This is a genomic window from Pseudomonas sp. C321 (assembly GCF_055407105.1).
The window spans coordinates 158,302-184,702 of the sequence record NZ_JBUZRB010000004.1; the positions used below are offsets into that span (position 1 = coordinate 158,302).

Annotated in this window: 21 protein-coding genes; 20 read left to right on the top strand and 1 reads right to left on the bottom strand. The window is 59.1% G+C overall.

The window, feature by feature from the left end; genetic code table 11:
* Window positions 1-13: 13 nt before the first annotated feature.
* From ACZRJ6_RS13515 to ACZRJ6_RS13540, 6 genes are all read left to right on the top strand, one after another.
* A complete protein-coding gene (locus tag ACZRJ6_RS13515; RefSeq protein WP_463968773.1) occupies window positions 14-1,600 on the top strand; it encodes an ABC transporter substrate-binding protein in 1,587 nt (528 codons plus the stop codon).
* 61 nt (window positions 1,601-1,661) lie between these two features.
* On the top strand, window positions 1,662-2,621 hold the full coding sequence (locus ACZRJ6_RS13520; RefSeq protein ID WP_463968772.1) for an ABC transporter permease: 960 nt from the start codon (window positions 1,662-1,664) through the stop codon (window positions 2,619-2,621).
* A 3-nt stretch (window positions 2,622-2,624) separates the two neighbouring features.
* The gene (locus ACZRJ6_RS13525; protein WP_463968771.1) at window positions 2,625-3,452 is read left to right on the top strand and encodes an ABC transporter permease; all 828 of its coding nucleotides are present in this window, start codon (window positions 2,625-2,627) and stop codon (window positions 3,450-3,452) included.
* A gap of 2 nt (window positions 3,453-3,454) precedes the next feature.
* A complete protein-coding gene (locus ACZRJ6_RS13530; RefSeq protein WP_463968770.1) occupies window positions 3,455-5,083 on the top strand; it encodes an ABC transporter ATP-binding protein in 1,629 nt (542 codons plus the stop codon).
* A gap of 9 nt (window positions 5,084-5,092) precedes the next feature.
* The gene (locus ACZRJ6_RS13535) at window positions 5,093-5,791 is read left to right on the top strand and encodes an NAD(P)H-dependent oxidoreductase (RefSeq protein ID WP_463968769.1); all 699 of its coding nucleotides are present in this window, start codon (window positions 5,093-5,095) and stop codon (window positions 5,789-5,791) included.
* Between the two features lie 160 nt (window positions 5,792-5,951).
* Window positions 5,952-6,773, top strand: coding sequence for an aldo/keto reductase (locus ACZRJ6_RS13540; protein WP_463968768.1), 822 nt, complete (start codon window positions 5,952-5,954; stop codon window positions 6,771-6,773).
* A gap of 56 nt (window positions 6,774-6,829) precedes the next feature.
* Here ACZRJ6_RS13540 and ACZRJ6_RS13545 read toward each other — a convergent pair whose 3' ends face one another.
* Entirely contained in the window at window positions 6,830-7,345 is a 516-nt protein-coding gene (locus tag ACZRJ6_RS13545; protein WP_463968767.1) for an Hcp family type VI secretion system effector, read from the bottom strand.
* A 595-nt stretch (window positions 7,346-7,940) separates the two neighbouring features.
* On the opposite strand from ACZRJ6_RS13545, the gene tssA reads away from it, so the two are divergent.
* From tssA to tssM, 14 genes are all read left to right on the top strand, one after another.
* A complete protein-coding gene (tssA, locus tag ACZRJ6_RS13550; RefSeq protein WP_463968766.1) occupies window positions 7,941-9,494 on the top strand; it encodes a type VI secretion system protein TssA in 1,554 nt (517 codons plus the stop codon).
* A 31-nt stretch (window positions 9,495-9,525) separates the two neighbouring features.
* Entirely contained in the window at window positions 9,526-10,023 is a 498-nt protein-coding gene (gene tssB / locus ACZRJ6_RS13555) for a type VI secretion system contractile sheath small subunit (RefSeq protein ID WP_463968765.1), read from the top strand.
* A 27-nt stretch (window positions 10,024-10,050) separates the two neighbouring features.
* On the top strand, window positions 10,051-11,526 hold the full coding sequence (gene tssC / locus ACZRJ6_RS13560; protein ID WP_463968764.1) for a type VI secretion system contractile sheath large subunit: 1,476 nt from the start codon (window positions 10,051-10,053) through the stop codon (window positions 11,524-11,526).
* Window positions 11,527-11,540: 14 nt separating this feature from the next.
* Window positions 11,541-11,960, top strand: coding sequence for a type VI secretion system baseplate subunit TssE (gene tssE / locus ACZRJ6_RS13565; RefSeq protein WP_463968763.1), 420 nt, complete (start codon window positions 11,541-11,543; stop codon window positions 11,958-11,960).
* Complete coding sequence (gene tssF, locus ACZRJ6_RS13570; RefSeq protein WP_463968762.1) at window positions 11,950-13,737, top strand: type VI secretion system baseplate subunit TssF; 1,788 nt, start codon at window positions 11,950-11,952, stop codon at window positions 13,735-13,737. The genes tssE and tssF overlap by 11 nt, the downstream gene beginning before the upstream one ends.
* On the top strand, window positions 13,701-14,708 hold the full coding sequence (gene tssG / locus ACZRJ6_RS13575; RefSeq protein ID WP_463968761.1) for a type VI secretion system baseplate subunit TssG: 1,008 nt from the start codon (window positions 13,701-13,703) through the stop codon (window positions 14,706-14,708). The genes tssF and tssG overlap by 37 nt, the downstream gene beginning before the upstream one ends.
* A gap of 12 nt (window positions 14,709-14,720) precedes the next feature.
* Window positions 14,721-17,306, top strand: a complete 2,586-nt coding sequence (gene tssH / locus ACZRJ6_RS13580) for a type VI secretion system ATPase TssH (protein WP_463968760.1) — start codon at window positions 14,721-14,723, stop codon at window positions 17,304-17,306.
* Window positions 17,306-18,838: a sigma 54-interacting transcriptional regulator gene (locus tag ACZRJ6_RS13585; RefSeq protein WP_463968885.1), complete on the top strand. Its 1,533-nt coding sequence runs from the start codon at window positions 17,306-17,308 to the stop codon at window positions 18,836-18,838. The genes tssH and ACZRJ6_RS13585 overlap by 1 nt, the downstream gene beginning before the upstream one ends.
* Before the next feature lie 83 nt (window positions 18,839-18,921).
* Window positions 18,922-19,053 (top strand): type VI secretion protein TagU, encoded by a 132-nt coding sequence (locus ACZRJ6_RS13590; RefSeq protein ID WP_133101087.1) that lies wholly within the window; start codon window positions 18,922-18,924, stop codon window positions 19,051-19,053.
* Between the two features lie 15 nt (window positions 19,054-19,068).
* The gene (gene tagH / locus ACZRJ6_RS13595) at window positions 19,069-20,265 is read left to right on the top strand and encodes a type VI secretion system-associated FHA domain protein TagH (protein ID WP_463968759.1); all 1,197 of its coding nucleotides are present in this window, start codon (window positions 19,069-19,071) and stop codon (window positions 20,263-20,265) included.
* A gap of 5 nt (window positions 20,266-20,270) precedes the next feature.
* The gene (gene tssJ, locus ACZRJ6_RS13600; protein ID WP_463968758.1) at window positions 20,271-20,753 is read left to right on the top strand and encodes a type VI secretion system lipoprotein TssJ; all 483 of its coding nucleotides are present in this window, start codon (window positions 20,271-20,273) and stop codon (window positions 20,751-20,753) included.
* A gap of 1 nt (window position 20,754) precedes the next feature.
* The gene (gene tssK / locus ACZRJ6_RS13605) at window positions 20,755-22,086 is read left to right on the top strand and encodes a type VI secretion system baseplate subunit TssK (RefSeq protein ID WP_463968757.1); all 1,332 of its coding nucleotides are present in this window, start codon (window positions 20,755-20,757) and stop codon (window positions 22,084-22,086) included.
* Between the two features lie 4 nt (window positions 22,087-22,090).
* On the top strand, window positions 22,091-22,975 hold the full coding sequence (gene icmH, locus ACZRJ6_RS13610) for a type IVB secretion system protein IcmH/DotU (protein WP_463968756.1): 885 nt from the start codon (window positions 22,091-22,093) through the stop codon (window positions 22,973-22,975).
* A complete protein-coding gene (gene tssM, locus ACZRJ6_RS13615; RefSeq protein WP_463968755.1) occupies window positions 22,972-26,397 on the top strand; it encodes a type VI secretion system membrane subunit TssM in 3,426 nt (1,141 codons plus the stop codon). The genes icmH and tssM overlap by 4 nt, the downstream gene beginning before the upstream one ends.
* The last annotated feature ends 4 nt before the right edge of the window (window positions 26,398-26,401 follow it).

Sequence of the window (26,401 nt, forward strand, 5' to 3'; positions counted from 1 at the left end):
GAGGAGCAAGACCATGAGCGATAACAACAACAAAATGACTCAAGCGATGCATCGACGCGACTTCCTCAAACACAGCGCCGTAGCCGGTGCCGTGGCGGCAGCGTTTTCCATGGGCTTGCCGCTGCACGCTTTCGCCGAGGAATCCACTCCCAAGCCCGGTGGCGTGCTGCGCCTGGGGCTGGCCGGCGGCAGCACCACCGATTCGCGTGACCCTGGTTCCTGGAGCGATACCTTCACCTTCGTCGGCTTCTCGGCGGTGTACAACACCCTCACTGAAATTGCCGTCGACGGCACCGCCATTCCCGAACTGGCGGAGCAGTTTGAGTCCACGCCCGATGCGCGTATCTGGACCTTCAAGCTGCGCCAGGGCGTGACCTTCCACGACGGCAAGCCCCTGACTGCCGAGGACGTGGTGGCCTCGATCAACCATCACCTGGGGGACAAGTCCACATCGGCGGCCAAGACCGTGCTGGGCGATGTCGCCAGTGTTAGCGCCAAGGGCCTGGACGCCGTGGTGTTCGAGTTGCATTCGGGCAATGCCGACTTCGCCTATGTGGTCGCCGATTACCACTTGGTGATCATGCCCGCCAAGGAGGGTACCGCCGACTGGCAGGCCGGGATTGGCACCGGCGGCTATCGCCTGAAGACCTTCGACCCCGGCGTGCGCATGGACCTGGAACGCAGCCCCGACTATTGGAAACCGGGCAGGGCGCACTTCGCCAGTGCCGAGCTGATCGCCATTGCCGACGGTGCGGCTCGGGTCAACGCGTTGGTCACCGGGCAAGTGGATGTGATCAACAAGGTCGACCTGAAAACCGTGGCCCTGCTCAAGCGCAATCCCAAGCTGATCATCGAAGAAACCAAGGGCGCCCAGCACTACACCTTCCCGATGCTGTGCGACAGCAATGAGTTCAAGAACAACGACATTCGCATGGCCATGAAGTATGCGATCAACCGCGAAACCCTGCTGGCCTCGGTGTTGCACGGCTATGGCCTGGTGGGCAACGACCATCCGATCCAGCCCGGCAGCCGCTTTATCAACAGTGCTTTGGAGCAGCGCAGCTACGATCCGGACAAATCTCGCTTCTACCTGCGCAAGGCCGGCGTCGAGACCCTCAAGGTACGCCTGCAAGCGTCCGACGCCGCCTACACCGGTGCGGTGGACGCCTCGGTGCTGTTCAAGGAGCAGGCGCGCCAGGCCGGCATTGATATCGACGTGGTACGCGAACCCACGGACGGTTTTTTCTCCAACGTCTGGATGAAGCAGCCGTTCACCACCTCGTTCTGGTACAGCAGCCTGACCGCCGACCGCATGTTCAGCATCGGCTACGCCAAGGGCGCGGCGTGGAACGAAACCCATTGGGATAACGCCCGTTTCAACCAGTTGCTCAACGCTGCGCGCGGTGAGATGAACGCGCCGCTACGCCAGGAGATGTACAACGAAATGCAGGCCCTGTGCCGGGACGACGGCGGGGCGATTGTGCCGCTGTTTGCCAGCTCCGTGGCGGCCCGTTCGAACCGGGTCAGCCATGGCCCGTTGACCGCGCCTTATGGGGAGTTGGATGGCTTGCGGGTGATTGAGCGGTGGTGGCAAGCCTGATTTTTTGTAGGGGGCAAGCCCTCTCGCCACAGAAGCTCTATCCCTTTCAAGGCACCCTGCGATGAATAGTCTGCTAAAACTTGTGTTCCAACGCCTGGCCCTCGGCCTGCTGTCGCTGTTCGCCGTGTCGGTGATCATCTTCCTCGCCGTCGGCCTGCTCCCCGGCGACATCGCCCAGGCCATGCTCGGCCAGTCCGCCACCCCGGAAACCGTCGCTGCGTTCCGTACGCAATTGGGCCTGGACTTGCCGCCGCTGAGCCGCTTCGTGCAATGGCTGCTGCGCCTGCTGCAAGGAGATCTCGGCGCGTCCCTGGCCAACCAAAGGCCCATCGCCGAACTGATCGGCGCCCGCTTGGGCAACACCTTGCGCCTGGCGGTACTGGCCGCGCTGGTGTCGGTGCCCTTGGCGCTGGTGCTGGGCATGCTTGCCGCGTTGTACCGCAACAGCTGGTTCGACCGTTTGCTCAACACTTCGGCCCTGAGTGCCGTGTCGTTTCCGGAGTTCTTCGTCGCCTACCTGCTGATCCTGGTGTTCTCGGTCAAACTCGGCTGGTTCCCCAGCCTGTCCAACCTGGCGCCGGATGCGTCCTTCGGCACCATCCTCGAACGCTCAGTGCTGCCGGTCGCAACCCTGAGCCTGGTGGTGATCGCGCAGATGATGCGCATGACCCGCGCCTCCTTGATCAACCTGCTGGCCAGCCCCTACATCGAAATGGCCCGGCTCAAGGGCATCAGTCGGTCGCGGATTATCTGGCGCCACGCCTTGCCCAATGCCCTGGCGCCTATCGTCAACGTGGTGGCGCTGAACCTCGCTTACCTGGTGGTAGGCGTGGTGGTGGTCGAAGTGGTGTTCGTCTATCCGGGCCTGGGCCAGTTGTTGGTGGACTCGGTGGCCAAGCGCGACATCCCGGTGGTGCAGGCCTGCAGCCTGATTTTTGCCGCCACCTACATCTTGCTCAACACCAGCGCCGACGTGCTGTCCATCGCCAGTAACCCACGCCTGATGCATCCGAAGGGGTAGACCATGAGCCTGATCAAACAACTGGCCAAGGCACCGTTGAGCGCGAAGTTCGGCCTGCTGGTCATCCTGCTCTACGTGCTGGTGGCGCTGTTTGCGCCGATGCTTGCGCCCTATGGCGAAACCCAGGTGGTGGGCGAGGGTTTTGCGCCCTGGAGCGGTCAGTTCTGGCTGGGCACCGATAACCTGGGTCGCGACATGTTCAGTCGCCTGGTGTACGGCGCGCGCAACACCTTGGGGATCGCCTTTCTGACCACCGTTCTGGCGTTTCTGCTGGGCGGCCTGAGCGGCTTGATCGCGGCGATCAGGGGCGGTTGGATCGACCAGGGTTTATCGCGGGTGGTGGATATCCTGATGGCAATCCCGCAACTGATTTTTGCCTTGCTGATCCTTAGCGTGGTTGGCACCAATGCCACTTCGCTGGTGCTGGTGATCGCGCTGCTGGATTCGACGCGGGTGTTTCGTCTTTCTCGCGCCGTGGCGATGACCGTAGTGGTCCAGGATTTCGTCGAAGCTGCCCGGCTGCGCGGGGAAGGGCTGTGGTGGCTGGTGACTCGCGAGGTGCTGCCCAACGCTGCCGCGCCTTTGATTGCCGAGTTTGGCCTGCGTTTCTGCTTCGTGTTTTTGTTTATCAGCGCGCTGTCCTTCCTCGGCCTGGGCATTCAACCGCCCACCGCCGATTGGGGCAGCATGGTCCGTGACAACGCTGTGCTGATCACCTTCGGCGATATCAGCCCGTTGCTGCCGGCCCTGGCGGTAGCGTTGATCACCGTCAGCGTGAACTTCGTCGTTGACTGGATGCTGCATAAATCCAGCGGCCTCAAGGAGTGTTGAGCATGAGCGTCAACGAAAAGCCACTGCTGGAAATCCGCGACCTGCACATCGAAGGCCACTACGAAGATGCCTGGCACCCGCTGATCAAGGGTATCGACCTGACCTTGCAGCGCGGTGAGGTACTGGGGCTGATCGGCGAGTCCGGTGCCGGCAAGTCCACCCTCGGCCTGGCCGCCATGGGTTATGCCCGCGATGGCTGCCGCATCACTGGCGGCTCAGTGTGTTTCGATGGCATTGCGTTGTTGCAGGCCAAGCCCGAAGCCCTGCGCAAGCTGCGAGGGTTGCGCATCGCCTATGTCGCGCAAAGCGCTGCAGCCTCGTTCAATCCTGCGCATCGCTTGATTGACCAGCATGTGGAAACTGCTGTGATCAATGGCGGCATAAGCTGCGCCCAGGCCGAGCGCGAGGCGGTGGAGTTGTATCGCGTGCTGCGCCTGCCTAACCCGGAACAGATCGGCCAACGCTACCCGCACCAGGTCTCCGGCGGGCAACTGCAACGGGTGATGACAGCGATGGCCATGGCCTGCCACCCGGACCTGATAATCTTCGACGAACCCACCACTGCGCTTGATGTCACCACCCAGATCGAAGTGCTGTCGGCCATTCGTGACGCGGTGAAAACCTTTGGCAGCGCTGCCATTTATATCAGCCACGACCTGGCGGTAGTCGCGCAGATGGCCGACCGCATCATGGTGCTGCGCCATGGCAAGCTGGTGGAGGAGGCGACGACCCGCACCATGCTCAGTGATCCCCAGCAGGACTACACCAAATCCCTGTGGGCGGTGCGCAGTTTTCGCACCGAACCCAAGCCGTGCCCGGTGCAGCAGACGCCGCTGCTGGAAGTGCGCCAGGCCTGTGCCAGCTACGGCCATCAACCGGTGTTGCACGATGTGTCGATGCGCCTGTATCGCGGCCAGACCCTGGCGGTAATCGGTGAGTCCGGCAGCGGCAAAAGCTCTACGGCGCGGCTGATTACTGGCCTGTTGCCGCCCACGTCCGGGCACGTGCTGTATGACGGCCAAGCGCTGCCGGCGGACTTGCGTCGGCGCAGCAAGGAGCAGTTGCGACGGATTCAGATGATCTACCAGATTCCCGACACTGCACTGAATCCGCGCCAACGCATCGTCGACATTATCGGTCGGCCGCTGACCTTCTACCTCGGCCTCAAGGGCCGCGCCATGCGGGCCCGTGTGGCCGAGTTGCTGGAGATGATCGAGTTGGACCCTGCGATTTTCATGGAGCGCCAGCCCCGTGAACTGTCTGGCGGCCAGAAGCAGCGAGTCTGCATCGCCCGCGCCTTGGCGGCCGACCCGCAACTGATCATCTGCGACGAGGTGACCTCGGCCCTGGACCAACTGGTGGCTGAAGGTGTGCTGAAACTGCTCAACCGCATCCAGCAGCAGTTGGGCGTGGCCTACCTGTTTATCACCCACGATGTGGCCACCGTGCGGGCCATTGCCGATGAAGTGGTGGTGATGCAGCGCGGGCGAGTGGTGGACCAGGGCAGTCGCAGCGCGATTTTCACTGCGCCGTATCAGGACTACACCGGCCTGTTGTTTTCATCGGAACCGGAAATGGACCCTGACTGGCTTGATCACTTGCTGGCCAAACGAGCCGCGATTACTTCTTGAGGAGCTTGTATGAATGTGTTGATTGTTCACGCCCATCCCGAGCCGCAATCCTTTACCGCCGCCTTGCGCGACCAGGCTATAAATACGCTGCAAGCCCAGGGGCATGAGGTAAAGGTCAGCGATTTGTACGCCATGAACTGGAACCCGGTAGCCAGTGCCGAGGACTTCACTTTCCGGGAAAATCCCGATTACCTGGTGTATGCCCTGGAGCAACGGCAGGGGGTCAAGAACCAGTCCATTGCGGCGGATATCCGCCAGGAACTGGACAAATTGTTGTGGGCGGATCTGCTGATACTTAACTTCCCAATCTTCTGGTTTTCCGCACCGGCGATGCTCAAGGGCTGGATCGACCGGGTGCTGGTGTCGGGCGTGTGTTACGGCGGCAAGCGTTTCTATGATCAGGGCGGGCTCAGCGGCAAGAAAGCCCTGGTGACCGTGACCCTGGGCGGGCGCGAACACATGTTTGGCGAGGGGGCGATTCATGGGCCGCTGGAGGATATGCTGCGGCCGATTTTGCGCGGCACGCTGGCGTATGTCGGGTTTGAGGTGTTGGAGCCATTTGTGGCCTGGCATGTGCCGTATATCAGTGCTGAGGCGCGAGGGGAGTTTTTGAGCGCTTATCAGCAGCGGCTTGAAGGGTTGGCAAATGACCAGCCGTTGGTGTTTGCGAGATTGGCGCAGTTTGACGAAGCACTTTATCCGCTATGACAGCGATTAAGGCGGGCAGGCTTGCGCGCTCCCGCAGTGTAGGGGGGCAAGGCAGGACGATGTAGTCGTTCTCATACGGGGCTTGCCCCGGGAACTCCTTTGAACCCTTTTGCCGATGCAGTGCCACACTGTTACATCGCGAACTCATTTGGAGGTTTTCATGCGCACCATTGATCTGGCTGGCACTCCTGTCCCTGTTATCGGCCAAGGGACGTGGCGTATGGGTGAAGATCCCGCACAGCGGGGCGCAGAAGTGGCTGCGCTGCAGTTGGGTATTGACGAGGGCATGACCCTGATCGATACCGCCGAGATGTACGGCGAGGGCGGCGCTGAAGAAGTGGTCGGTGAGGCGATTCGCGGGCGGCGAGACCAGGTGTTCCTGGTCAGCAAGGTCTACCCCCACAATGCCAGCCGCAAAGGCATTCCTCGTGCCTGCGATGCCAGCCTTCAGCGCCTGGGCACCGACCATATCGATCTATATCTGCTGCATTGGCGTGGGCAATACCCCCTTGAAGAAACGGTAGACGCATTCGAGCGCCTGCGTGAAACCGGCAAGATTGGCCGTTGGGGCGTGTCCAATTTCGACTTGGCTGATCTTCAGGAACTGGCATCCCCGGCCTGCGCCGCCAATCAGGTGCTGTACAACATCGAAGAACGTGGCATTGAGTTCGACCTGTTGCCTTGGTGGCAGCAACACAACCTGCCGTTGATGGCGTACTGCCCCATCGCCCAGGGAGGCGAGTTGCTGTCCAGCCCGACCCTCAAGCAGATCGCCCATCGTCACGAGGCAACGCCTGCCCAGGTTTCCCTGGCGTGGGTGTTGCGCCAGCAAGGCGTAATCGCCATCCCCAAGGCCGTGCAGCCTGAGCACGTGCGGCTCAATGCCGCTGCGGCGAAACTGATTCTCGACGAGCATGACCTGGAGGCTATTGACCGTGTGTTCGGTGCACCAAAGCGCAAGCATCCGCTGGCGATGGTGTGAAACTGGGGTATGAAATGGCATCGCGCGTGGCGATGCCGTCTCATCTTTACCAGGGCTTAGCCTGCTGCCGGGCTGCGCCAGTCATCTGAACCTGAAGTTCCGGAGACTTCGTGGGTCCAGACGATTTTACGGTAGGTGAAGTGCACATCTTCCAAGTGAGTGAAGTGGGCATTGTTCGGGTCCTGGCAGTTCGGCATCCGCGACTGGATGTCGACGATAATCGCGTCTTCCAACTCAATGGTGAAGTAGTGTTCCTGGGTACCCGCGGCAGAGGTGCGGTACCACTCAAGGCGGCATTTGACCATCTCCCCCGAGGTCAGTGCGCTGAACAGCAGGGGGGAGGATTTATCGAACACCTTGCTGATCATCAGCGGCTTGTGCACCCGCTGCCCTGTAGGCTGGCCGGACTGCGGATCACGGGGAATGATCACTTGATGCTGGAAGGCTTCGACCAGGATTTGGTCTTCATGGCCTTCCTGGTAGATGTTGCCTACTGAGTCCTGGGTGAAAGTGCCTGCCGTAATCAAACCTTGCTTGGTGCCGGTAATGGACAGATATGCGGGTGTTGGCATGATTGGTTTCCTTGCCTGATAGAGAGGTCGCGCCAAATAGCGACTTTGCCGGTTGGGCAGTGTTCAATAACAAGGATCGTGCCGGAAAGTTCTGGAGCCAATAGAATAAGGCGCGCGCGGTGCTTTGTTCGGGTGAGAGGGTTTTCGTTAGAGTGTTTTTTTGTTTTAAGTTGGATTTGGTTGCGCAGTAGTGCGCAGTTAGTTGCTCAGCTTGTATGGGCTTATATGTCGGCGTGGCAGGGGGTGGGTGGAGTGTTTGCTTGAATTTATCTGCGCAAATATTTGCGCATATATTTCCAGTCGGGTTGGTGGATGGGTCGGTGGGCCAATATCAATAGGCCTTCATGGCGAGACAAATGTGATGATTAAGTAATCAAAAGCGATCACCTATTCGGTTGTTTTACTTTTATGGAGGGTTTTCTTTAGTTTTGTAGGAATCTCCTTAACTGTACTTCTGCTGCTTGCTCAATGTTTTTGCTCTGGATAAGGTGCGCACTCTTCGTTGCGTGAAAGCGCAATTTAAAGGGTGTTCAAGTCGGCAGTTAAAATGCCACTAACGCTTTATTGTGCATTGATCAGCAAAGTACAGTCCATAATGGTTTATTCAAACAAACTGTCCGCTTGTTATCTGGAACTTGCTCAGTCGCCAAACTCGAAAGCGAGTTTCGCAGGCGAAGATGTGCGTTTTTCGAGCGCGTACGAGGCGCTGGAGAGCGAGGTGGGCAAGGCACACTCGATCCACGGCAACAGCCAGCCTGACTGGCAGCAGGTCATGGAAAAAAGCGAAGACTTGTTGCGTCATGAGTCCAAGGATTTGCGGGTCGCTGTCTGGCTGACCTGGGCATTGCATCAGCGCGAATCCTTTCCCGGCCTGCTCGCCGGACTCGGGGTGTTGCGCTACCTCTGTGAATATCATTGGGCCGATGTGTATCCACGCAAGGCGCGTACCCGCAGTGCCGCGTTTGCCTGGCTGGTTTCGCGTCTTGAACAGGTGTTTGTACAAACCCTGTCGCTCAAGGATCAGCGGCCATTGTTCCTGTGCATGGTCGAACATCTGGCGCGCCTTGATGAGCTATGGGCCGAGCACCTTGGAGATGATGCTCCCCTGTTACTGCCAATCTGCAGGCAACTGTCAGACATGCTGCAACAGGCCACCGAGAGCAATCCCCTGCCGAGTGGCGTGAGTGGTGTGATCGCCCAGGTCAAACAGGCGGCAACTCAACTGCTGGTGCCCGACTCAGTTGTGGACAATGAAAAAGACGCCCACAAACTCCTGCGCACGGTGCAGGAAGAGGCGCGCCCCTTGTGCGCCTGGTGGCTGCGGCAGAGCGCCACTGACCTGCGCGCCTTGCGCCTGAACCGAACATTGGCCTGGCTGACGGTCAACAGCCTCCCGGGCTGCGACAACGAGCAGAAAACCCCCTTGCGAGGGCCGGCGGCGGACAAGCTCAAGCGTTACCAGGAGCGTCTTGCCCAAGGCCATTATGCTGACCTGCTGCTGGAACTTGAGGCCAGCCTGGCCTGCGCACCTTTCTGGTTTGACGGGTTGCGCATGGCCTGGGAGTGCCTCCAGGCATTGCAGGCCGACATGGCCATGATCGAGACGGAAATGCACTTCGCCCTGCTGTTACAACGTCTGCCAGGGCTCATACAGCTGCGTTTTTACGATGGAGCTCCGTTCGCCGATGCTGCCACACGCAGCTGGATCAACACTCAGGTCGTCCGCCACCTGCAAGCACTGATGCCACCCAAGGCTGTAGTCGGTGCCCACCCTGCGCCTTGGGATGAAGCATTACAGGACGTCATGCCCATTCTGCGCAAGGACGGGCTCAAAGCGGCGGTCCAGGTATTCAAGCAAGGCATACAGGCTGCGCAGGGCGAGCGTGCCAGGTTTTATTGGCGACTGGGCCTGGCCAGGTTGTGTGTCCAGGCGGGCAAGCATGACCTGGCAAAAATCCAGCTCGAACACCTTGAGCAGGAGTTGCAGCACTCAGGCTTGCAGCACTGGGAACCCGACCTGACCCTTGAGGTACTGCAACTGCTGTACGCCTGTTGCGACCTGTTGCCACAAGGCCATGCCCTGCGAGAGCGCAAGGAAGACATCCATCGCAAGCTGTGCCACTTCGATCTTGAAGCGGTACTTCAATAGGCTTTCGAGCCACCAGAAACGGAGAAGCATCATGGCCAAAGAAGGTTCGGTAGCCCCCAAGGAACGAATCAATATCACCTTCAAACCCGCCGTGGGTGGCGCCCAGGAGGAGATCGAGCTGCCGTTGAAGCTGCTGGTACTGGGCGATTTCACCCAGCGAGAGGACCTGCGCAAGGTGGAAGACCGCAAGCCTATCGGTATCGACAAGAACACGCTGGATGAGGTGTTGGCCAAGCAAGCCCTGAGCCTGCTCATGAGTGTCCCCAATCGACTCCAGGAGTCTGGAGAAATCGAAGAGCTGGCGATCCAGGTCAGGATCAACTCGATGAAGGACTTCAATCCGGCCAACCTGGTTGAGCAGATTCCCGAACTGAAAAAACTGATGGAGTTGCGTGATGCATTGGTGGCGCTCAAGGGGCCTCTGGGCAACACGCCGAGCTTTCGAAAGGCGATTGAAAACGCCTTGGCCGATGACCAGTCCCGCGCCCGAGTGCTGGCTGAATTAGGGCTGACAAGCCCTGCCATATGACCTCCTCAGTAAAAGGACACTGATACCATGACCACCCGCCATATCCCGCAACACACGCCCCCAAGCGACGAATACAGCATTCTCGACGGCATCATTGCCCAGACCCGTCTGAGCACCGACGATGAGGCCTACGGTATTGCCAGGCGTGGCGTCTCGGCATTTATCGAGGAACTGATCAAGCCGCAGAACAGCGGCGAGCCGGTCAAAAAACAGATGGTCGACCAGATGATTGCCGAGATTGACGCAAAGCTCAGCCGGCAAATGGATGAAATCCTCCATCATCCCGCGTTTCAGGCCATGGAGGCTGCCTGGCGTGGCTTGAAGCTGTTGGTTGACCGCACCAATTTCCGTGAAAACATCAAGATTGAACTGCTGAACGTCTCCAGCCAGGACCTGCTGGACGATTTCGAGGACTCGCCGGAGGTCACCCAATCCGGACTCTATAAACATACCTACAGTGCCGAATACGGTCAGTTTGGCGGCCAGCCGGTGGGCGCGATCATCGCCAACTACTTCCTGTCCCCCAGTGCTCCCGACGTCAAGCTGATGCAGTACGTTTCCAGTGTCGCCTGCATGGCCCATGCGCCGTTCATTGCTGCGGCGGGGCCTGGTTTTTTCGGCCTTGAGAGCTTTGCCGGCCTGCCTGACCTGAAGGACCTGAAAGATCATTTCGAGGGCCCACAGTTTTCCAAATGGCAAAGTTTACGACAGAGCGAAGATGCCCGTTATATCGGCTTGACCGTACCGCGTTTCCTGTTGCGCACGCCTTACGACCCTACGGATTGTCCGGTCAAAACCTTTGCTTACACGGAGAACGTGGTCAACAGCCACGAGCACTATCTGTGGGGCAATACGGCCTATGCCTTTGCGACTCGCTTGACCGACAGCTTCGCCCGGTTCCGCTGGTGCCCGAACATTATCGGCCCGCAAAGTGGCGGTGCAGTGGAGGACTTGCCGTTGCATCATTTTCACAGCATGGGAGAAATCGAAACCAAGATTCCCACAGAGGTGCTGATTTGCGATCGTCGTGAATACGAGCTGGCAGAGGAGGGGTTCATTGCCCTGACCATGCGCAAGGGCAGCGACAATGCCGCTTTCTTTTCTGCCAGTTCGGTGCAGAAACCCAAGTCCTTCGGGATCAGTGCCGAGGGCAAGGTCGCCGAGTTGAACTACAGGCTTGGCACCCAACTGCCGTACATGATGATTGTCAACCGCCTGGCTCATTACCTGAAGGTCCTGCAGCGCGAGCAGCTTGGCTCCTGGAAGGAGCGCACCGACCTGGAACTGGAGCTCAACAAGTGGATTCGCCAGTACGTTGCCGATCAGGAAAACCCCAATGCCGAAGTTCGTGGACGACGCCCGCTGCGTGCGGCGCGCATTGTCGTCAGTGATGTCGAGGGTGAGCCTGGCTGGTATCGCGTCAATCTGAGTGTGCGTCCTCATTTCAAGTACATGGGGGCGGACTTCACCCTGTCCCTGGTTGGCAAGCTCGATAAAGAATGAGCCGGAGCCAGCAGATGAGCCACGGCTACAGCCTTTTCGAGCGCCTGGAAGGTGATGCGCTTCCATTGGATGGCCACAATCGCCAGGCCTGTATCGTGGCGTCCGTATCGGCCCACTTGGGAAAAATGCTCAGCATCCGTGCGGGCAGTGTCCAGACGCTGCCCGATTATGGCCTGCCGGATCTCAATGACATGCGCCTGAGCCTTCACGAATCATTGAGCCAGGCACGTTTTCTCATCGAACGCTTCATCGAGGCCTATGAACCGCGTCTGAGCAATGTGCGTGTCACGGCATTGCCCCGTGACCGGGACCCCCTTGCCCTGGCTTTTGATATCGAAGGTGCGCTGAATATCGACGGTGTCGCGCAGGCGGTGGTCTTTTGCGCAAGCCTGAACGGTAGCGGACGGGTCGAGGTCATGCCTGGTGTCCTTTAACCATTACTACCAGAGCGAGCTCAGTGCCTTGCGGCAGTTAGGGCTGCGTTTCTCCGAGCGCAACCCGGCACTCGCACCGTTTCTTGGGGATGCTGGCCAGGATCCGGATGTGGAGCGACTGCTTGAAGGTTTTGCGTTTCTGACCGGACGCTTACGCCAGAGGCTCGACGACGAGTTGCCTGAGGTGAGTCACTCGCTGATGCACTTGCTCTGGCCCAACTACATGCGGCCATTACCTGCCTTCAGCATGCTGCAATTTGAACCGCTCAAACGTACTGGTCCGGCTATCAGGGTTGCGCGAGACACGCCTGTAGAAAGTGTTGTGGTCAACGGCGAGCGTTGCCGTTTTCGCACGTGTTATGCGACCGATGTCCTCCCGCTGCAATTGTACGCGCTGGAGTATTCGGTCCAGGGTGAGGGGGCATTGCTGAGCCTGCATCTGGAGATGAGTGCAGAGGGTAATTTCAGTGAACTGGACGTTGATCAGTTGCGGCTGCACTTCGCGGGGGAACGGTACCTCAGCCAGATGTTGTACCTGAATATGTTGCGCCATCTGGAGGGCATCGAGTTGCTGCTTCTTGATGGTGATCGCCAGCCGCTGATCGGTAGCGGTGGGCAGGCGCTGTCATTGCACCTGCCTGGTACTCAGGTCAGGCCTGTGGGCTTTTCAGAAGAGGAGGCGCTGATCCCTTATCCGCTGAATGCCTTTTCTGGTTATCGCCACTTGCAGGAGTATTTCGCTTTTCCCGACAAGTATCTGTTTGTCGATGTCGGTGGGCTAGACGTCCTGGGCACGTTGCCAGAGGAAGTGCTCAAGCAGGTACGTGGCCTGGAGTTGCGCTTCAACATTCGCCAAGGTCGCGCCGAGCAATTGCGGCCCACCCTGGACAACGTGAAGTTGTACTGCACACCCATAGTCAACCTGTTCAAACACGATGGGGTACCGATTCGACTGGACGGCAAGCAGGACGAGTACTTGCTGCTGGGAGCAGAGTACGAACCAGGCAACTGTGGGGTTTTCTCTGTAGACAAGGTGACAGGGTGGCGTCCTGGAGGCCTGGGATACCATGAATATGTACCGTTCGAGTCCTTCGATCACGACTTGGGCGCCCAGGCCTCGGCGGGCCTTGGGAGCTACAGCATTCGCCAGCGTCCGTCACTGCAGCATGCAGGTCTCGACACCTACCTTGGCTTCAGTATTCACCGTCCCCAGGACCAGGAAACCCTGTCTATCGAGCTGACCTGCACCAACCACAACCTGCCACGGCAATTACAGGTGGGGGATATCAACCAGGCGTGCGAGCGGACGCCCGAATTTCTGTCCTTTCGCAATATCACCCAGGCAACCCCCAGTTTCGCGCCTCCCCTGGACAGCGGATTTCTCTGGAAGTTGATCAGCAACATGTCGCTCAACTACCTGTCGCTGACCGATATCAATGCGTTGAAAGTGATCCTGGAAACCTACGATTTACCGCGTTATCACGATCGTCAGGCCGAGAAAATCAGCAAAAGCAAACTGACCGGGCTGCGCGCAATAGGCCATCAACCGGTAGACAGATTGCGCCGAGGCTTGCCATTTCGCGGATTGCGAATCGACTTGACCATTGCCCCTGAAAATTACCTGGGGGAAGGCGACGTATTTGTCTTCGCCTCGGTGCTCAACGAGTTTTTCGCCCTCTATGCCAGCCTCAATTCGTATCACGAGTTGCGAGTCCTCAGCACACAAGGAGACGTGTATCTATGGCCACCCCGGATGGGCCAGATGGTCCTGCTTTAACTGAACTGTCCAGAACTATCCGTGAGTACTCGCTGTTCCAGGCGGTGTTGCGGGTAATCGAACGTTTGCGTGATGCCCATCCATCGCTGAGCGAGGAGGCGCTTTACGACCTCCTGGAGTTCCAGGCCAATCCAGGCCTGGGTTTTCCTGGCAGCGATATTGATCGTGTGGAGTTCTTCCTTGAGGGAGGCCAGTTGCGGGCGCGTTTACGCCTCAATGTCCTCGGGCTATTTGGCGCGAATTCACCCTTGCCGGCGTTCTATGGCGAGCAGGCATCGGGCGAGCAGGCTGGCGGCAATCCCACCCGCGACTTTCTCGACGTGTTTCACCATCGCCTGCATCGGCTGATGCTGCCGATCTGGCGCAAATACCGCTATCGGGCACGCTTTCGTCCCGGCGCCAGCGATTCGTTTTCCGGCCAGATGTTCGCATTGATCGGGTTGGGCGGGATCGCGATGCGTGACGCTGCTCAATTGGATTGCAAGCGCCTGTTGCCCTATCTCGGGCTGCTGGGCTTGCGTGCTCACTCTGGCGCACTGATCGAGACGGTGTTGCGTTACTACTTCAAACACAGCCGCTTGCTCATTGAGCAATGCGTTGAACGCAAGGTGGTGATTGCCCATCAGCAGCGCAACCAATTAGGCCGTGCCAATAGCCTGCTGGGACAGGACACGGTCCTGGGGCGCCGGATAGCTGATTGCAGTGGCAAATTCAGGGTGCATCTCCAGGGGCTGGACTGGCAGCGATTTCACCAATTTCTACCCACTGGCGAGGACTACCAGCCCTTGTGTTCGCTTGTGCGGCTCGCGGCTCGCGATCCTCTGGAGTACGACCTGCGGCTGGTCTTGCGCGAGGGGCAGGTGCGGCCACTGCACATTGGTGAACGCAATGTCTGCCGGCTGGGGTGGACGAGTTGGATAGGGCATGAGCGGGCAGATGGCATGGTCACTCTGGGCAGCAATATTCGTTAGGGACCATTGATTATGATGAATGTGGATTTGCAACAACTTGTCCGGGCATTGACGGCGCAAACCCGCCGCGACCTTGAACGTGCGGCCGAACGATGTGTGACTCGCGGCGCCAGTGTGGTCCTTGTGGAGGATTTGCTGCTGGCGTTGCTGGAGCATCCCGAAGGTGTGCTGGTGCGAGGGTTACTGGATGCAGGTGTTGATAGGGGTGAGTTGGAAGCGGCACTCCAACCGAAAGTGGGCCAGGACGCTTCTCGCAATCCCGTGTTCGCAGCGCCGTTGGTGCAATGGCTGCAGCAAGCGCTTGTGCTTGCCCATCTGGAGTTGGGGCAAAGCCAAGTCGGACAGGCCGCCTTGATACTTGCATTGCTGCGCAATCCCCTGCAGCACGCAGGCAGCCGCTATCAGGCCCTGCTGAGCAAGCTCGATGCCGAGCGCCTGCGCGATTTTGCCTTGAGTGACAAAAACGAGGTTTCCCGCTCGGGAGCTCCTGCACACGATGAATCAATGCTGCAGCGTTTTACCCATGACCTGACCCGACAGGCCCGCGAAGGCGGGGTGGACCCGGTGCTCTGCAGGGACGCAGAGATCCGGCAACTGATCGATATCCTCGCTCGTCGGCGCAAGAACAACCCGATCATAGTGGGAGAGGCCGGTGTTGGAAAAACCGCCCTCGTCGAGGGCCTGGCCTGGCGAATAGTTAACGCGCAAGTGCCACCGGTACTCAAGGACGTCCGCCTATTGACCCTGGACTTGGGGCTGCTGCAAGCCGGTGCCAGTATCAAGGGCGAGTTTGAGCGGCGCCTCAAGGGGGTTATTGATGAGGTAAACGCTTCGTCGCAACCTATCATTCTGTTTATTGACGAGGCCCATACCCTCATTGGTGCCGGTAGTCAGCCCGGTAGTTCCGACGCCGCGAATCTGCTCAAGCCGGCACTGGCTCGTGGCGAGCTGCGCACTATCGCCGCCACAACCTGGACGGAGTACAAGAAGTACTTCGAAAAGGACCCGGCGCTGGCCCGACGCTTTCAGCCGGTGCAGGTACTCCAACCCGGCATCAACGATGCGGTAACAATCCTGCGTGGCCTGGCCCCTGTGTATGAAGCCAGTCACGGCGTCTACTTGCGCGATGATGCCGTCGTGGCGGCTGCGCAACTATCTGCCCGCTACCTCACCGGCCGGCAGTTGCCCGACAAGGCAGTGGACGTCCTGGATACCGCTTGTGCCCGTGTGCGCATCAGCCTGGTGACCGAACCCCAGGAGTTGCAGCGCCTCGCTGCCGAGCTGGCGCAATGTTCGCGTCAGCAGCAGGCCCTGCATCGAGACAGGGATGCGGGGTTATCGATTGATCCGGCTGCCTTGCAGGGGTTGGCGCAGCGGCTGGAAAAAAGCGCTGCCGAACATGAGCAATTGCAACAGCATTGGGTCTTCCAGCGAGAATTGGCCGAACGCGTGCTTTCTCTGCGCCAGCAACTGACGACGGCACGGCAAACCCTGGATTGCCGAGAGCAGGGGGCCGATGAGCTTGAGCATCAACTGAGCCAGGCACACGCCTCCCTGCTGGCGGCCCAGCGCCAACACCGGTTGGTCAGTTTCGAAGTTTGCCCGCGACTGGTCGCTGAAGTGATCAGTGCCTGGACAGGTATCCCGGTGACGCAGCTGGCCAGTGAGCACAGCACAAAAGTGCTCGATTTCGCCACAGACCTACGGGCCCGCATCCTGGGGCAGGAGCACGCCGTACAGGTTCTGGATCGATCCATGCGCGCGGTTGCCGCTGGATTGAACCGGGCCGATGCACCGGTGGGTGTGTTTCTGCTGGTAGGCCCCAGTGGTGTGGGCAAGACTGAAACAGCGCTGGCGCTGGCAGACCTTTTGTATGGCGGCGAGCGATTTATTACCACGATCAACATGTCGGAATACCAGGAGAAACACTCCCTTTCCCGGCTGATCGGTGCGCCTCCAGGCTATATCGGTTATGGAGAGGGAGGAGTCCTTACCGAAGCCGTGCGGCAAAAGCCATATTCGGTCGTGCTGCTTGATGAAGTCGAGAAAGCCGACCCTGATGTCATGAACCTGTTTTATCAGATCTTCGACAAAGGGCTGGCGAATGATGGCGAGGGGCGTGAAATCGATTTTCGCAACACCCTGATCCTGATGACTTCCAACCTGGGTTGTGAACATATCGTCAGCCTCTGTGCGGCCGTGCAGCAACCCAGTGCGCAAATGCTGCAAGAAGTGCTTGCTCCCGTCCTCAAGGCCCACTTCAAGCCGGCACTGCTGGCCAGAATGCGGGTGGTTCCGTATTTCCCGGTGAGCGGTGTCGTGCTTCACCAATTGGTGGAAAAAAAGCTTCAGGGCCTGGGACAACGCTTGCTTCGACGCAACCTCGTGTTCAGCCACTGTCCGCAGCTGGTGGATCACCTGGCCGAGCGTTGCACTCATACCGACGGCGGTGCGCGGTTCATCGATCAATGGATCGAAGTGAACCTGCTGCCGTTGGTGGTCGACCGTCTTCTTGAGGCAATGGCCTGCGGCGAGCAACTGCAACAGGCGCACGGGACATTGGATGGTCGCGGTCACGTGATCTGCGAGTTCGCATGATGATCGACAACCTGTTTACCCGGTTACCACATCCTCTGGAGTACGCCGACGCTCTGCTGCAGTGGTTCTTGCGGCTGGGTATTGACAGCGACGAGTCAACCTTGCCAGGCAATCTCGTTGACGCTGCGGCGCAATTGAGCCAGTGCCAGCTCAGTCAGCTGTACCTGACAGGTGAGGCTGATGAGCGCCTGGTGCTGGTTGCCCAGCACTGGCAAGAGAGATTTTCGCTCACTGACGCCGTGAGCGCAGAGAGGGACTACCAGGGCCAGCAACTGCTGCAGTTCACCTTGGCCCACAATCGCGCGCTGAGCATATGCGATCTGCAAGACAGCCTGTATGACGCCGGCTTTTTACCCGCAGGTTCCGCGCCTTGGCAGTCGTTGCTGTGTGTGCCCCTGATCAATCGACAGCACAACGTATCGGGTCTTTTGCTGTGTGCCACTGAGCGACCTGTGGATTTGCAGGGATACGCCGCGTCGTTAGAGCGTTTGGGGGCCTTCGCTCTGAGCCAGCTGACGGTTTTGCGTCGTGTGTACGCGGTACCGGACGCCCTGGTGGCGTCCGGAAACTTACCCGGTCCCGCTGGTTTTGGCTTGATCGGTAACAGTGCTGCGATGGATGAGGCGTGCCGGTTGATCGGCAAGGTGCTGGACAGCACCTGCACCGTGCTTTTACGGGGCGAGACCGGGACCGGAAAGGAAGTGGTTGCGCGGGCCATTCACACGGCAGGCGCCCGTCGCGCCAAGGCGTTCGTGGTGCAAAACTGCGCCGCTTTTCCTGAGGGGTTGCTGGAGAGCGAGCTGTTTGGCTACCGCAAAGGTGCGTTTACCGGCGCCAACCGGGATCGTCCCGGCCTGTTCGACGCAGCCCACGGTGGCACGCTGCTGCTGGATGAAATCGGTGACATGCCCCTGTCGCTGCAGGCCAAGTTGTTGCGGGTATTACAGGAGGGTGAAATACGCCCGCTGGGGGCCAACAGTGCCCATAAAGTCGATGTGCGGATTATCGCGGCAACCCACCGCGACCTGTCCGCAATGGTGTCGCAGGGCATGTTCCGTGAAGATCTTTATTACCGACTGGCCCAGTTCCCGATCGAGTTACCGGCGCTGCGAGAAAGGGACGGTGACATTCTGGCATTGGCTCGCCATTTCGCCGAGAAGGCGTGTGCAACCCAGGGGCGCCCCCCGGTGCTCTGGTCGAACACAGCCCTTGATCAACTGTCCAGTCACGCCTTTCCCGGCAATGTACGGGAGCTCAAATGCCTGGTCGAACGTGCAGTTTTGCTGTGCGACGACAGGGTGATTCTGCCCCAACACCTTTCCTTGCCGCAGGCATCGGCTGCGCTGGATGTTGATGCGACATTGCGTCAGCGGTTGGAGCGCGTCGAACGAGGTTTGCTGATCGATTGTCTGCGCAAGAATCGTGGTAATCGAACCCGCGCCGCCCGAGAGCTGGGCCTGGCCCGTCGCACTCTGCTGTACCGCCTTGCACGTCTGAATATCCCTTTTGGCGACGCCAGGGGAGAGCGGTGAATGGCGTGCCCCTCTATGTCTGCGATTACCGGCTGGCACTGCTTGGTCATGTCGGTCGGATTTACCTCAATGGGAGATGCCTGATGCCTGTTTATCGGTGGCAAGCGGTTGTGCTTGTGTTGTTCGTTCTTGGCGGTTGTAACGCAAATTACGTGTTTGACGACGGCGACTATCGTCCGCTGGGTGATCCGCAGGCCCTCCATCGCGGCCAGTGAGCCAGGAGCACAAACATGCAATTGGTATTTGAGGTCTGCGATACCGGGCACGGCGCATCAGCGTCGCCCCAGAGCAAAACGTTCAATGGCGCTGGTGGTGTAATAGGCCGAGGTGCCGGCTGTGACTGGATCATTCCCGATCCCAGCCGCCTGCTGTCCAATCATCACGCGTTGGTCAGCTATCGCGATGGTCGGTACTTCCTGACCGACGTCAGCAGCAACGGCATTCGCGTAGGGAGCAACGGTGCTCGCCTGCGCAAGGGACAGGCGCGACCTGTTACCCATGGCGCAGTGTTTGCGTTGGGACCGTTTGATATTCGCGCGCAATTGGTGGAGTCGATCGCTTCCTCGAACTCCAGCGCACAGGAAGTGACCCCGGATAGCCTGATTCCTGACGACGCATTCCTTGAGTTGGACCCTGTTCGTGCATTCGAGCGCGAGCAACTGAGCCACGAAACCTCTGATGAGTGGGCTGCGCTGAGAACGACAGCCGGCGCGTACGGGAATTGGACGGATGACAGCACGGTGGATAGGCAACATTTGATACTGCCCGAGTTGGTGGAGCTTGCGCCTCAGGCTCCACCAGATCCACAACCGGTGGTCACGACGAAGGGTAATGAAGCGTTTTGGGCTGGCGTTTCCCAGGCGCTTGGTATTGGGCTGGACCATCTCGATGAGCAGGGGCGAGAGGCGCTGGCGATCAAGGCGGCGAGTTTGCTCAGGCAGACGGTCGAGGGGGTGCAACAGAACCTGCGCACCTGCAGCGAGCTGAAAAATGAGTTGAATTTTGCGCTCACTTGCACGCCGTCCACTAGTCAGAACCCCTTGAATGACAGTGTTGATACCGGTGCCGCGCTGGAGGTGTTGTTGGGTGTAGGCCAACTTGGTCAGTTGTCTGCCGAGTTGGCAGTCGCCCAGGCTTATCGGGATATTCAGGCGCATCAGGTCGCTCTGCTGGCCGCCTGTCGCGCTATGGCGCGTGGTGCTCTTGCACTGTTTGCACCTGCCTATCTGACCCGCTGCTTCGAGCGTCAGGACAAACCGCCGCGACTCCTCACCAGCGGGGCGCATTGGCGAGCCTACCAGCGCCACTACCAACGGCTGATCGAGGACGACAGCTGGGGCGAGAGGCTCTTGGGCAACGACTTTGCAAAAACCTACGAGGAGCAGATCCGTCTGATTTCAACCCTTCACAGCACCTATCCAGGATGATGTTCATGTCACGAGCCACCGTTTCTCTGTTGTTTGCCGTGATGGGGTTATTGCCCGGTTGCAGCAGCGTTTCCCCCTACTCGAAGCTGACCAAGCTGGACCTGACATTGACGGCTAGCGAGCAGGTCAACCCGGATCTTCATGGCCGGCCGTCGCCGATCGTGGTCCGCTTGATGTCGCTTCGACACCCCGTGGCCTTTGAGAATGCCGACTTCTTCAGCCTTTATGGTCGTGCCGAACACACCCTGCCGAAAGACCTGCTGAACAGCGAAGAGTTGGAGTTACGACCCGGTGAGCAGGTGGTGCTTAAACTCAGTGTCGAGCCTGCAAGCCGCTATGTCGGTGTACTGGCTGCTTATCGGGATCTGCCCCATGCACAATGGCGCCACGTCCTGCCCGTGACCGGGCAGGCGCTGACTCGCGCCGAACTAGTGCTGGACCAGGCCGGTATTCGATCTGCCCTGCCACGCCCAGGCAAGGTTGACTGACATGCCTATCCATAAAGTCATTTGGCAGGAAGGCATGCTGCTGCGACCTCAGCACTTGCAGCACAACGATCGTTACTACGACCAGCAACTCAAGCACCGAACCCAGTTGTTGGGTAGTCATTGCTGGGGGTTCCTGACCCTGGAAATCGACCAGCAGTACCTCAATATGGGCAAGGTGGTGATCAGCCAAGCCAGCGGCATACTGCCTGACGGCAGTCTGTTTGAAGTGAGCGGTACGCTCGACCCCCTGGTCCTGGAAGTCCCGGCAAACAGCGGTGGGCAGGCGATCTATCTGGCCTTGCCGCTGGTCACGGGCAACCATGTGGAAACCCGTCGCGGGGAGCAGGCCGATGTGTTGGCGCGCTACACCTCGTGTGAGATAGAGGTTGGTGACTCCAACGCCGGCGAAGACTCTCGTTGCCAGATAAATTGCGGGCTTCCCAACTTTCGCTTGCTGCTGGGGGAGGAGCAAGGCGACCAGGCATACGTGAAGCTCAAGGTTGCCCATGTGCGGGACTGCACCGCAGGCGGCGTGGTCGGTCTGGATACGGACTTTATGGCGACCTTCATTCACCTCCATGGGTCGCGTTACCTGCTGTCCTGTCTCAAGGAAGTGATCAGTTTGCTGGCCAGCCGCGGCGATGCCATTGCCGAGCGCGTTCGGGCCAGTGGCAAGGTCGCAGGGACGCAGATGGGTGATTTTTTGATGTTGCAATTGATCAACCGTACGGAATTGGTCCTGCGTCACTATCTGGGGCTCACCCAGGTAAGCCCCGAAGCCCTGTATCGGGCTTTTTTATCGCTACTGGGCGAGCTCTGCACCTTTTCCACTGACACTCGGCGTGCGCATCTTGAAGGGCGCTACCAGCATAGCGACCAGGGTTCGAGTTTCCGTGGCTTGATGGATGCGATACGGGCCGTGCTGTCCATGGTGCTTGAGCAGCATGCCATTGAGCTGGTGTTGCAGCCGCGTCAGTACGGAGTGTTGGTGTGTCCGATCGGTGATCTCAATGTGCTGGGCTCGTCCTCATTCATTTTGGCAGCCAGTGCCCACTGCGACTCTGAAGAGCTGCGGCACCGGTTGCCGGCACACCTGAAGATCGGGCCCGTGGAGCGGATTCGCGAACTGGTGAACCTGCACCTGGCTGGCATCAAGGTCAAGCCGTTGCCGGTAGCCCCCCGGCAGATTCCATTCCATGCCAACAAAACCTATTTCATGCTCGAACTCAGTGCTCGCGATGTGGCGCAGTTGGAGCATTCGGGCGGGTTTGCCTTTCACGTCAGCGGCGAATTTGCCGATCTTGAATTGACATTCTGGGCTATCAGGAACTGAACCTATGACGATGGAGAAGGAGCATTCACAGGATGAGAAGACTGTTCTGCTTGACCGCCAGGGGCATGGACCGGCACAGGGGCCGGTAACCGACTTCGCATCACCGCCACGTTTTGAGCAACTGGAAGACCGAATGATCTACACCGCTCGTTTGCAGGGGGCGCAGAACTTCGACCTTGGGCTCAATATCCTGGTGACGGCAGCCTGGGAGTTACTGTCCGAGGTGGTCCGGCTCAAGTGCAGCGCGACCCAGGAAAACCTCCATGCCCTTAATGATCGGCTGGCGACTGCTGTCACGCTTTTCGAAGCACGGGCCCAGCATGATGGTGCCGAGAGCAGCCAAGTCATGGCGGCGCGCTACGTGCTGTGCAGTGTGGTCGACGAAGCGGTGGTGACCACGTCGTGGGGCAGCCAAAGCGATTGGTCGAAAGTGAGCTTGTTGAGCAGCTTTCATAACGAGACGTTCGGCGGCGAGAAGTTTTTCCAGCTGCTTGAGCGACTCTCCAGAGACCCGGTCAAGCACTTGGCAATGCTGGAGTTGATGTACTTGTGCCTGGCCCTTGGGTTTGAGGGCAAGTTTCGTGTCATGGAGCGCGGTTTGCTCCAGCTGGACGGTGTCCGGGATGCCTTGTATCGACAGATCAGGCATGTGCGCGGTGATGCGCCCCGGGATACCGGTCCTCTGCAACCACACCGCGAAAAACGCCACCAGGTGGTGCGCATGATTTCTCCAGTTTGGGGTGTGGTGTTTGTCACGGCCTGCCTGGTGATGATGTATTCGGGGTTTGCCTGGGTGCTCAGTGAGCAGCGCGAGAGCGTGTTGCAACCTTATCAACTCTCGCCAGCGGCATTACTGGGGCGTACAGGTAACGCAGGGAGCGATGAATGAAACAATTCTTCATGAGGGCTACGGTCATCCTGGCGACGACCTGGCTCTGGAGCCTGCTGGTGGTGCTCTTGGTAGCGTTGATGGTGTGGTATTTCGGACCGCTGCTGGCCGTTGACGACTACCGGTTCTGGCAAGGATCGGCCTCTCGTTTGCTGACCATCAGCGTCCTGTTCCTGGTGTGGGGCTTGGCGATGGTTTTCGCCAATTGGCGAAACCTTGCTCGGCAGGAACGACTTGACGCCCGACAAGGAGGAGAGCAACGGCGACAGGACAAGCGTCTTGTCGAGCACGAGCAAAAAAGCCTGCGAGGTTGTTTCAAGGAGGCGTTGCACACCCTCAAGACTTCCCCACGGTATGGCTCACGCAGTGAGCGCTGGCGCAACGACTTGCCCTGGTACCTGTTGATAGGAAATGCGGGCAGTGGCAAGACCCTCTTACTGCACAACAGCGGACTGCAGTTGCCCCACGACCGGATCAATCTCGCGCCCTCGCGCGATGCTGGCGGAACACGCCATTGTGATTGGTATTTTGCCGACGAAGGCGTATTGGTCGACGTCCCGGCGCGTTACCTGACTCAGGCTGACACTGCGGTCGACGGCGGTGGCTGGTCGACCTTGCTCAACCTGTTGAAAACTCGCCGACGCGCTAGTCCACTCAATGGGGTATTGGTGACCCTGTCAGTGGACACACTGCTCAATGGCAGCGAACACGAACTGGGCATTTTGGCGCGTCAGGTCAATAGCCGTTTGCAGGATATTCAGCAGGCTTTGCATGTCGAACTGCCGGTCTATCTGGTGCTGACTCAGGCTGACCGATTGCCGGGGTTTATCGAGTTTTTCGATAGGCTGGAGGGCGAGGGTGGCGATGCTGTACTGGGTGAGCGGTTTGTCCCCGGCAAGGGAGGGAGCGATATCGCCCAGGTGCGCCAGAGGTTCGAAGCGTTGCTCCAACGTTTGAGCGGTGAGCTAATCCAGCGTCTGCACCAAGAGCGTAATGCCGAACGCCGTGGCCGGATGCTTGATTTTCCTCAACAGGTGGCTCGGATGGGCGAGCGCCTGTGCCTGTACATCGAGTTGGCTTTTTCCGTTCATCGCTATCAGTGTGCCAACTCATTGCAGGGCTTTTACTTGACCAGCGCCGGTGACCGTCCTGAAACGGCCGCAGAACGCTCGCGCTTCATCCAGGGCTTGTTCCGCCGGGTAGTTTTTTCCGAGACTGACCTGGTCGGCCTCGACAGCCTTGAGCTGGGTCGAATCCGGAGACGCCAGCGCATGCTGGCCCTTGCTGCGCTGATGGTCTTCGGTGGGGCGGGCTTGCTGTGGATGCAGAGCTATTCTGTCAATCACCAGCAACTGGAGCAGCTGCGTGATCTGGCTCGGCAACCGTTACAGGCGCCGGCGGATGACGTCCTGGCGATACTGCCCTTGTTAGACAGTCGCCTGGCCGCCACTCAGGTTTTCCCGCGCCAAGGGCAGGCGAGGTGGCTAGAGCAGGTTGGTTTGTATCAAGGCGACAGCAGTCGTCCAGTACTGGAGGAGGCGTACCAACAGGCGCTGCAACATCTACTCCTGTCACAGGTCCGCGAGATACTTGAAGAGCAGGTGCGCACCAGCTTGCAGGATCGTGAGTTGCTGTTGCACAGCCTGCGGGCGTACCTGATGCTCAATCTGCGCGAGCGTCGTGATTCGGATTGGTTGGCAGATCGGCTGGCGGACCAATGGTCGGTGCGTTATGCCGACGATACGTCGGTACAGCATCGCTTGAATCGGCATATGGTGCGATTGCTCGAACAGCCCTTCGTGGCGCCGCTCAATGACGAGTTGGTAGCCCAGGCGCGTCAGGTGCTGCGGGGCGAGTCATTGGCCAGCGTGGTGTATCGAGTGCTGCGTGAGCAGGCCGGCAGTCTTGAACCCTATCGCTTGAGCCAGCATCTGGACCCCCAGGAACGGGTGTTTTCCGGGATCGACCAGCCAATCCCCGGTTTTTTCACGCAGCAGGGTTACCTTCGGTATTTCACGGTGCAGGGCGCGCGGATGGTGGGCACCATCGTGCGGGATAACTGGGTATTGGGGGAGGGCACTGAACTCAGTGCCATGGGCTTGCGGCGATTGATGGTCGAACTGGAACAGCGTTATTTCAGCGAATACGCCCAAGCCTGGAGCGAGGCACTTGGCCGGATTCGTCTGCGAGATACCGACACCGCCAAACAAGGTGCCGAGCAGTTGGCGAGCCTGACCTCAGCCCACTCACCGTTGTTGCAGCTGTTGCAACAGGTTCGGGAAAACACTCGTTTTCCGATGCCTGAAGACCCTCTGGGTAACTTCGCCAGTAGCCTGCCTGGACAGGCAGGCGCGCCTGGGTTGATTGCCCAGGCGGCATTGGGCAGTGTTCAGGACGGGTTGCCCGACACCGCTCGACGGGCGCTGAAACGTCGCTTCGAATCCCTGCACCAACTGCTCGACGATCAGCAGAATCCGGGGACGCAGTTGAACCAGGCGCTGCAATCGCTCAACGAGTTGCACCTGCAGATGGCCACGCTGAACCGGGAGGGTCAGTCGGAGCAGGCGGCATTCCAGATGGTCAAGCGACGCATGCAGGGACAACAGGATGCCCTGGGTAACTTGCGTAACGTGACGGTACGTTTGCCGGCGCCACTGAACGGCTGGCTTGATGGTTTGGCCGATGACAGTTGGCGCCGCGTGCTCGACGATGCTTATCGTCACCTGAATCAGCGCTACCAAAGTGAGGTGTACGGGTTTTACGCCAAGGCAATCAAACACCGTTATCCGTTTAACGCCCACGCCAGCAGCGACGTTGCCCTCAACGACTTTCGTGAGTTCTTCAAGGCGCAGGGGGTGATGGTACGGTTCTTCGACGACTATCTTCGGCCCTTTGTCAGTGGCGATGGCGGCCACTATAAGCTGCGCAATCTGGACGGCCGCAGTTTGCCGATGTCTCGGGCGCTGCTGGATCAACTGGTAAAGGTGCAGGTGATTCGCAAGAGTTTTTTTGCCGATGACCTGGGCGAGCCCCAGGTACGTTTTACCCTTGCACCGTACAGCCTTGACCCAACGGTGAGCCGTGCAATCTTGCGGTTCGGTGGGCAGCAGATGGAGTATCGCCATGGTCCGATCTTACCGATGGTTTTCCAGTGGCCGAGCGAAGCTGAAGACGGACGCAGCAGCCTGGTGCTGGAGCGAGGCGCAGAGCGGGCACTGGGCATCGAAAAAAACACCGGCCCATGGTCGTTGTTTCGTCTGTTCGACCTGATGCAAGACGAACCCTTTAACGGACGGGATGCACAGGTACTCAAGGCTGACCTTGGGGGGCTGCGTGCCAATTACCTGCTGACCAGCCAGCGTATGCCCAACCCGTTTGATATCAGTGCATGGCGCACCTTTCGTATACCGGAGCAGTTGTGAACCA

Bases quoted from the DNA above. Each gene is read 5' to 3' on its own strand.
- ACZRJ6_RS13515 (WP_463968773.1), top strand. From the start codon at position 14: ATGAGCGATAACAACAACAAAATGACTCAAGCGATGCATCGACGCGAC.
- ACZRJ6_RS13520 (WP_463968772.1), top strand. From the start codon at position 1,662: ATGAATAGTCTGCTAAAACTTGTGTTCCAACGCCTGGCCCTCGGCCTG.
- ACZRJ6_RS13525 (WP_463968771.1), top strand. From the start codon at position 2,625: ATGAGCCTGATCAAACAACTGGCCAAGGCACCGTTGAGCGCGAAGTTC.
- ACZRJ6_RS13530 (WP_463968770.1), top strand. From the start codon at position 3,455: ATGAGCGTCAACGAAAAGCCACTGCTGGAAATCCGCGACCTGCACATC.
- ACZRJ6_RS13535 (WP_463968769.1), top strand. From the start codon at position 5,093: ATGAATGTGTTGATTGTTCACGCCCATCCCGAGCCGCAATCCTTTACC.
- ACZRJ6_RS13540 (WP_463968768.1), top strand. From the start codon at position 5,952: ATGCGCACCATTGATCTGGCTGGCACTCCTGTCCCTGTTATCGGCCAA.
- ACZRJ6_RS13545 (WP_463968767.1), bottom strand. From the start codon at position 7,345: ATGCCAACACCCGCATATCTGTCCATTACCGGCACCAAGCAAGGTTTG.
- tssA (WP_463968766.1), top strand. From the start codon at position 7,941: ATGGTTTATTCAAACAAACTGTCCGCTTGTTATCTGGAACTTGCTCAG.
- tssB (WP_463968765.1), top strand. From the start codon at position 9,526: ATGGCCAAAGAAGGTTCGGTAGCCCCCAAGGAACGAATCAATATCACC.
- tssC (WP_463968764.1), top strand. From the start codon at position 10,051: ATGACCACCCGCCATATCCCGCAACACACGCCCCCAAGCGACGAATAC.
- tssE (WP_463968763.1), top strand. From the start codon at position 11,541: ATGAGCCACGGCTACAGCCTTTTCGAGCGCCTGGAAGGTGATGCGCTT.
- tssG (WP_463968761.1), top strand. From the start codon at position 13,701: ATGGCCACCCCGGATGGGCCAGATGGTCCTGCTTTAACTGAACTGTCC.
- tssH (WP_463968760.1), top strand. From the start codon at position 14,721: ATGATGAATGTGGATTTGCAACAACTTGTCCGGGCATTGACGGCGCAA.
- ACZRJ6_RS13585 (WP_463968885.1), top strand. From the start codon at position 17,306: ATGATCGACAACCTGTTTACCCGGTTACCACATCCTCTGGAGTACGCC.
- ACZRJ6_RS13590 (WP_133101087.1), top strand. From the start codon at position 18,922: ATGCCTGTTTATCGGTGGCAAGCGGTTGTGCTTGTGTTGTTCGTTCTT.
- tagH (WP_463968759.1), top strand. From the start codon at position 19,069: ATGCAATTGGTATTTGAGGTCTGCGATACCGGGCACGGCGCATCAGCG.
- tssJ (WP_463968758.1), top strand. From the start codon at position 20,271: ATGTCACGAGCCACCGTTTCTCTGTTGTTTGCCGTGATGGGGTTATTG.
- tssK (WP_463968757.1), top strand. From the start codon at position 20,755: ATGCCTATCCATAAAGTCATTTGGCAGGAAGGCATGCTGCTGCGACCT.
- icmH (WP_463968756.1), top strand. From the start codon at position 22,091: ATGACGATGGAGAAGGAGCATTCACAGGATGAGAAGACTGTTCTGCTT.
- tssM (WP_463968755.1), top strand. From the start codon at position 22,972: ATGAAACAATTCTTCATGAGGGCTACGGTCATCCTGGCGACGACCTGG.